General features: G+C 68.1%; 7 protein-coding genes and 1 pseudogene. 6 read left to right on the plus strand and 2 right to left on the minus strand.

The genetic code is table 11. From position 1 onward, the window contains the following. Nucleotides 1-24 precede the first annotated feature (24 nt). Both ACJA3G_RS27620 and ACJA3G_RS27625 read left to right on the plus strand, forming a co-directional pair. On the plus strand, nt 25-1,230 hold the full coding sequence (locus tag ACJA3G_RS27620) for a methyltransferase domain-containing protein (RefSeq protein WP_406555754.1): 1,206 nt from the start codon (nt 25-27) through the stop codon (nt 1,228-1,230). Between the two features lie 101 nt (nt 1,231-1,331). Continuing rightward, nucleotides 1,332-1,589: a bacteriocin immunity protein gene (locus tag ACJA3G_RS27625; protein WP_406555755.1), complete on the plus strand. Its 258-nt coding sequence runs from the start codon at nt 1,332-1,334 to the stop codon at nt 1,587-1,589. 428 nt (nt 1,590-2,017) lie between these two features. Here the strand turns inward: ACJA3G_RS27625 and ACJA3G_RS27630 are convergent, their stop codons facing one another. Next, a complete protein-coding gene (locus tag ACJA3G_RS27630; RefSeq protein ID WP_406555756.1) occupies nt 2,018-2,416 on the minus strand; it encodes a hypothetical protein in 399 nt (132 codons plus the stop codon). A gap of 273 nt (nt 2,417-2,689) precedes the next feature. Beyond that, nucleotides 2,690-3,439, minus strand: coding sequence for an SDR family NAD(P)-dependent oxidoreductase (locus ACJA3G_RS27635; protein ID WP_406555757.1), 750 nt, complete (start codon nt 3,437-3,439; stop codon nt 2,690-2,692). 123 nt (nt 3,440-3,562) lie between these two features. Between ACJA3G_RS27635 and ACJA3G_RS27640 the strand changes: the two genes are divergently transcribed. The 4 genes and pseudogenes from ACJA3G_RS27640 (at nt 3,563) to ACJA3G_RS27655 (ending at nt 5,893) form a co-directional block, all read left to right on the plus strand. Next, the gene (locus ACJA3G_RS27640) at nt 3,563-3,997 is read left to right on the plus strand and encodes an Rrf2 family transcriptional regulator (protein ID WP_033325690.1); all 435 of its coding nucleotides are present in this window, start codon (nt 3,563-3,565) and stop codon (nt 3,995-3,997) included. A gap of 184 nt (nt 3,998-4,181) precedes the next feature. Then, nucleotides 4,182-5,012, plus strand: a pseudogene (locus ACJA3G_RS27645) (IS5 family transposase). Then, on the plus strand, nt 4,990-5,334 hold the full coding sequence (locus ACJA3G_RS27650; protein WP_406555758.1) for a hypothetical protein: 345 nt from the start codon (nt 4,990-4,992) through the stop codon (nt 5,332-5,334). Before ACJA3G_RS27645 ends, ACJA3G_RS27650 begins: the two are co-directional and overlap by 23 nt. Nucleotides 5,335-5,662: 328 nt before the next feature. Then, entirely contained in the window at nt 5,663-5,893 is a 231-nt protein-coding gene (locus tag ACJA3G_RS27655; protein WP_406555759.1) for a hypothetical protein, read from the plus strand. Nucleotides 5,894-6,032: the final 139 nt, after the last annotated feature.

A 6,032-nucleotide genomic window follows, 5' to 3' on the forward strand; every position in this document is an offset into this window, starting at 1 on the left:
GCCCCGGACAAGAAGTAGCCCCCGGTGAACGCACCGGCCCAAGCAGCGCACACACAGAGACTGCTCGCCCAGGTCGCCGAACAGCTCGGACACCCGGTCCCTGACGAGTTCGCCGCGGCCTTGCGGCAGGTGCCCCGTGACCGGTTCCTGCCCGAGACCGTTTGGGTACGCGATGGCCAGGGCGGCTACCTGCCCCTCAACCGGGGCACAGAGCCGGAAGAGTGGATGGCCGCCACGTACACGGACCAGACCCTGGTCACCCAGTTCACCGACGACCTGCCCACATCATCGGCATCGATGCCCTCCATGGTGCTGCGCATGCTCCAGCTCACCGGGGTCACCGCCCCCGAACGGACCCGGCAACAGCCCTTCAACGTTATCGAGCTGGGCACGGGGACGGGCTTCAACGCGGCACTGCTGAGCGCGTTGCTCGGGCAGGGCGCCGTCACCACGGTAGAGCTGGACCCAGCGCTGGCCGAACAGGGCGAGCGGAACCTGAAGACCGCCGGGTACACGCCCACCGTGGTCCAGGCAGATGCAGCAAAGGGCTATCCCGGCTCGGCGCCCTATGCCCGGGTGCTGGCCACGTTCTCCGTCGACCAGATTCCGCCCGCCTGGATCACCCAGACCGCCCCCGGCGGACGGATCGTCACACCCTGGACGTCAGCCTGGTGCTGCTACGGCACCCTCGCCCTCACCGTCAGCGCGAGCGGCACCGCACAGGGCCAGTTCCACGACTTCGCCTCCTTCATGCCCATGCGCCCCAGCAGCGAACAGCAAACCGCGAACGGCGCGCACGCCCAGGTGACCGGTGCTGAGGAGTTGACGTCCGCGACGGAGCTCTCGCCGTGGGCAGTGGCCGGCGGAGACCTGGACGCCGAATTCCACGTCGGACTAACCGTCTCAGGCGCGTTCTTCGCCTGGGATACCACCGGCGAACACGCCCCCGTCCGCCTCCGTGTCGAGGACACCACCAGCACCTCGTGGGCGACTGTGGACTACGACGGCGCCCACACCACCGAGTTCACCGTCACCCAAGCAGGCCCCCGTCGCCTGTGGAACGAGATCGCCGCCGCCTACGCGTCCTGGGAAAACAACGGCCGCCCCGGCGTAGGCCGTCACGGACTGACCGTGCACGCCAGCGGAGAACACACCTTGTGGCTCGACTCCCCGGACCACCCCCTCACTCCCTCCGCCGAGGGGCGCGCCAAAATCTCGAAGAATCCCTAGCTTTCTGCATCCATAGCCCTGCCGGACGCCCGCAGCGCTATCGTGAGGCAGGGCCGCCGGACTCCAGGAAGGGCGACGACATCCACGAGCAAGGAGAGAGGGTGCGTCGGACGACAGCAGAGCCCGGACGCACAAGGAGCCTGACACACAGTGAGCTCGTGGACCTGGTGCAGCGCATCATGGACGGCGAAGGCACGGAAGAAGAGCACAGCGCGCTCGTCGAAACCCTGGAAAGAAACGTGCTGCATCCACGGGTCAGTGACCTGATCTACTATCCAGAGAACGAGGGATACGAAAGGGAACTGACGGCCACTCAGGTTGTCGAGGCCGCCCTGGCGTACCGGCCGATCGCACTCTAGCCAGACCAAGGAATCCGCGGAGCGGATTCCTTCAGGCCGAATCGGGGAGCGATTCGCGCCGCAGCCAACGGAGTTGGCTGCACCCGGCGGCGGGAGCCGCCGGCCAGCCGCGCGGAGCGCGGCGCTTCTTCCGTCGCGTATGTCGGCGTTCAGTGGACCTGGGTAGTCGTCGAGTCTGTGAACTGGGGCTGTGCAGGTTGGTTGGGTCGGGTTGACGGCTTGTTGGCTCAGTGATTCTGTGCAGTTCGGCGGTGCGCAGGGGCCTTCTGCCAGGGTGTTCTCCGCTGGATCTGGCACAGCCACTCGTGCCGGGTGCCACCGGTCGCAAGCCGCCATCGGGCCTCGGCCAGGAGGCGGACGCGGGGATCAACGAAGTGGACCCGCGCGTGCTCTCGGTGTCCATCGTGTCGTCACTGTGGTCCACAGCCCTAGAGCTCCTGCGCGCGCTGGACGATCCGCCGCTCCAGCTCCTCACGCTCGGCGGGGGTGTGGTCCCGCTCGATGACCACGGCCGCCCCGATCACGCCGTCGGCGCCGAGGGCGGTGGTGATCCTCAGCTCACGGGTGGTGGTCCGGGTCAGTGCGTCGCGCCCCTGGTGGACCACCCGGCCGTCACGCAGGAGCGCCAAGCGGTCGGGCCCGGCCTCCATCCACGCTGTCTCGATGGCCTCACCGCCCCACACGTCCGGCGCCCCGCCGTACCACCCGGCGAGATTGTCCTCGGGCGCGGTATGGGCGACCAGCCGCAACACATGCTGAACATCCGGCCCCGGGCCCTGCTCGCCACCACCTCGTACGTCTCCGTCCAGCCGGGCAGGTCCCCCCACTCCTCAAGGATCATGTCGCGTCCGTTCCGGCCAATGGCCTGTAGGGAGTGCTATCCCCCAGGGACTCCGGTGGCCATACTGCCCGAAACCGCCGGTGGCCTACCGGCCGCCGCGACTATCAAGGAGGGAAACATTGAGACGGTTACGTTCCTTCGAGTTCGTAACACGATCACGATCCGGGCTTCTTGAGGTGTGTTCACGCACATGCGGGTCGTTGGCGGTGCGCGCCCCGAAGGCGCGATGTCCTTCGGAGCGCGCGGCAGGGGTTGGGGTTCAGGCGTTGTAGCCGCCGTGGGCGTCCAGCACTGCGCCCGTGACGTACGACGCGGCGGGGCTCGCCAGGAAGGCGATCGCCGCGGCGATTTCGTCGGGGTGCCCCATGCGTTGCAGGGACAGCGAGCTGACCAGGGCCTTGAGGGTCTCGGGGTCCGGCGGTTGCATGCCGCCCTCCATCAGTCCGGCCTCCACGACGTTGGCCGTGATGTTCCGGGGCCCGAGGTCGCGTGCGACGCCCATGGTGTACCTCTCGATCCCGGACTTGGTCGCCGAGTAGTCGGCAAGGCCGGGGGCGCCGACCCGGGAGCCCAGTCCGGAACTCACTGTGATGATGCGGCCACCCGCGCGCAGCACTCGGGAGGCGGCCCGGATGACGGCGATCACGCCGAGGTAGTTGGTGGCGTGCATCCGGTCCAGTGCGGCGGTGTCGGCATCCGGGTCGTCCACCGTGCCGGCCACGGAGATCGCCGCGTTGTTGACGAGGATGTCCAGGGCGCCGAGGTGCGCGACCACGTCGTCGATCAGCGCCGGCGCCCGGCTCGTGTCCGCCTGGTCGGACTGGAAGGCGACGGCCTTGGCCCCCTTGCCGTGCACCTCGTCGACGACGGCCTGCGCCTGTTTCTCGGAGCTGACGTAGGTGAAGGCGACGTCGGCGCCCTGCTCGGCCAGCAGTCGTACGGTCGCGGCTCCCAGTCCGCGCGACCCTCCGGTGACCAGGGCGACTTTGCCCGTGAGTGGCTTGCTCATTCTTCTCACCTCGTTGATTGACCCTTCCCGGCAGTCGCAACGTTAATTGTTACAACAGGCTGTTGCAACCTTCACTGTTACGATTGCCGTAACATGAAGCGCTGCGGCCGAGAAGAGGAGTCCATGAGCGCCAACAGCAGGCTGACCATCGCCGCCCACGCGCTGGCCTGGATCGGCCTCTACCAGCGCCAGGGCCATGAGGTCGCCACCTCCGAGCAGATCGCGACCAGCGCGAACACCAACCCAGTGGTGATCAGACGGCTGCTCGGCGAGCTGCGCAGGGCCGGGCTCGTGGAGTCCCGGCGGGGCGTGGGCGCGGGCTGGTCGCTGGCACGCGAGCTGGAGTCGATGACCCTGCTCGACGTGTACGAGGCAGTGGAACCCGGCCCGCTATTCGCAATGCACCGCACCACTCCGGATCAGGGATGCGTGGTGGGTCACGGCATCCAGCCGGCGATGCAGAGCATCTACGAGGGCATCGAGGAGACCCTGAGACACGAGCTGGCCCGCGTCACGCTCGCGAACGTACTCCGGGACGTACTCGCGGCACCTCGCTAGCCTCCCCGTTACGCCCTGACATCACCAAGACCCCCATCCATACCCAGGCCGGCGAACAGCCTCGCAACCAGTCACGCCGAAGCCGTTGCGGTATCAGACCGTGTCCTACGAGCTCGTAACTTGATCTTGTTGTGGTGCCCTTGTCCGGCGTGACCGATGTGACGATTCCGCCGTTCGGGAGGATGTGAGCACCCGGCCATGGATCGTGGACGGCGACTTGTGGGCGCTGATCGAGCCGCTGCTGCCGCCCTGGCCAGAGAAGCCGCCGGGCCCACGGCCGGTACCGGACCGGCTGTGTCTGCAGGGCATCCTGTACGTCCTCTACAACGACATAGCCTGGCAACTCCTCCCGCTGGAGCTGGGATTCGGCTCGGGACAGACCTGCTGGCGGCGCCTGGACCGCTGGCAGCAGGCCGGAGTCTTCGACCAACTGCACCGCACCCTGCTCGCCGAGCTGAACGCGGCCGGCGAACTCGACTGGTCCCGCGCGTGCGTGGACGGCTCCCACATCCGCGCGAAAAAGGGGGCGCCAACACCGGTCCGTCGCCGGTCGACCGCCGCAAGCCGGGCAGCAAACACCACCTGATCTGCGACGGACGCGGCACCCCGCTCAAGGTCATCACCACCGCGGCCAACGTCAACGACGTCACCCAGACCCTCGCCCTGGTCGATGGCATCCCGCCCGTGGCCGGACGGCCGGCCCGGGCGGCCACGCCGCCGCCCCGACTCGCTCCTCGGTGACAAGGGCTACGACTCCAACCCCGCCCGCCGGGAGTTGCGCAAGCGGCGGATCCTGCCGGTCATCTCCCGCAAGGGCGCCCCGAACATCAAGGGCCTGGGCAAACTCCGTTACGTCGTGGAGCAGACCCTCGCCCTGCTCCACCAGTTCAAACGCCTTGCCGTCCGCTGGGAACGCCGAACCGAACTCCACGACGCCTTCGTCTCGTTGGCCTGCAGCCTCATCTGCTGGAGACGCTCAAGAAGGCCCACCCATGATCGTGTTACGAGCTCATAGCGCGTGGAGCCCCAAACGGCTGCCGCCTCGCACCACACCCGAGGACGAATTCACCGGCCGGTTCAGCGGTCCGCCGGAAGTGTGGAGCGGGGACGCCATCGAGATCGCGTGGATGGAGGCCGGCTCCGAGTGGCTGTCGATCATTCGTGACGGCCAGGTGGTCCACCAGGGGCGGCACGCACTGACCCGGACCACCACCAGCAAGCCGAGGATCACCACCGTCCTTGGGGCCGGTGCTGGACGATTGTGGACGCGGCCCGGAAGCGGGCTGCGCAGCGCCGGCCGCTGCGGAGCACCCGGCCGCCGCAGTGGCACTACCTGAGCTGTGGCACTACCTGGCGGAGGCGTCGGCTATCGGGGCGAGCCACTGCCGCATGACCGTCCGGGCCCCCACTCGTGAGGGCTTGTCCGCGGACAAACCCTGATGTCCAGTCTCCGGTAGGTGCTGACCTGGTGCGTTGCTGTATGGGTGGTGCGGACAACGGTGCCTGTGGCAAGGGTTGGTGTTATCCGTCGGAAGCAAGATCGAGCGCGTGACGGCACAACCGTGCTGAAGCGCATGCGGCGGACACGACTGCCCGTACGACTCAAGCAGCGGGCACACGCAGCGGTGCCATGACAGGCCGCGGTTACTTTCAGGAGGATGCATCATGTTCGGACGTCGTACAGCCACACTCGCCGCGACCGGGCTGCTGGCCCTGGTCGCTCTGGGCGGTACCACCGCCGCTGCCAGCGCGGTGACAGCGCCGCTGACCGTGCACGTCGCGGCCGGCCCGTTCGCCAACGCCAGGGATTGCGAGGCCGCCGTGATAGTCGCCCACGAGTGGGGTGTCTGGGACTGCGAGTACGTGCAGGGCCACTGGTACGCCTTCGCGCCGTGACAGCGCCGCGCCGGCGCGGTCCGATTCCACTCGGCCAGTGAGGACAACGCCGAATAGTTTCAGAACTGGGCGGGTCTGCCACGAGGCAGACCCGCCCACGGCGTTCTCCACCCACGGCGCCCATGCCCCCGCGCTGTAC

This window comes from Streptomyces sp. YS-3, from assembly GCF_045257485.1.
Taxonomy (GTDB): domain Bacteria; phylum Actinomycetota; class Actinomycetes; order Streptomycetales; family Streptomycetaceae; genus Streptomyces.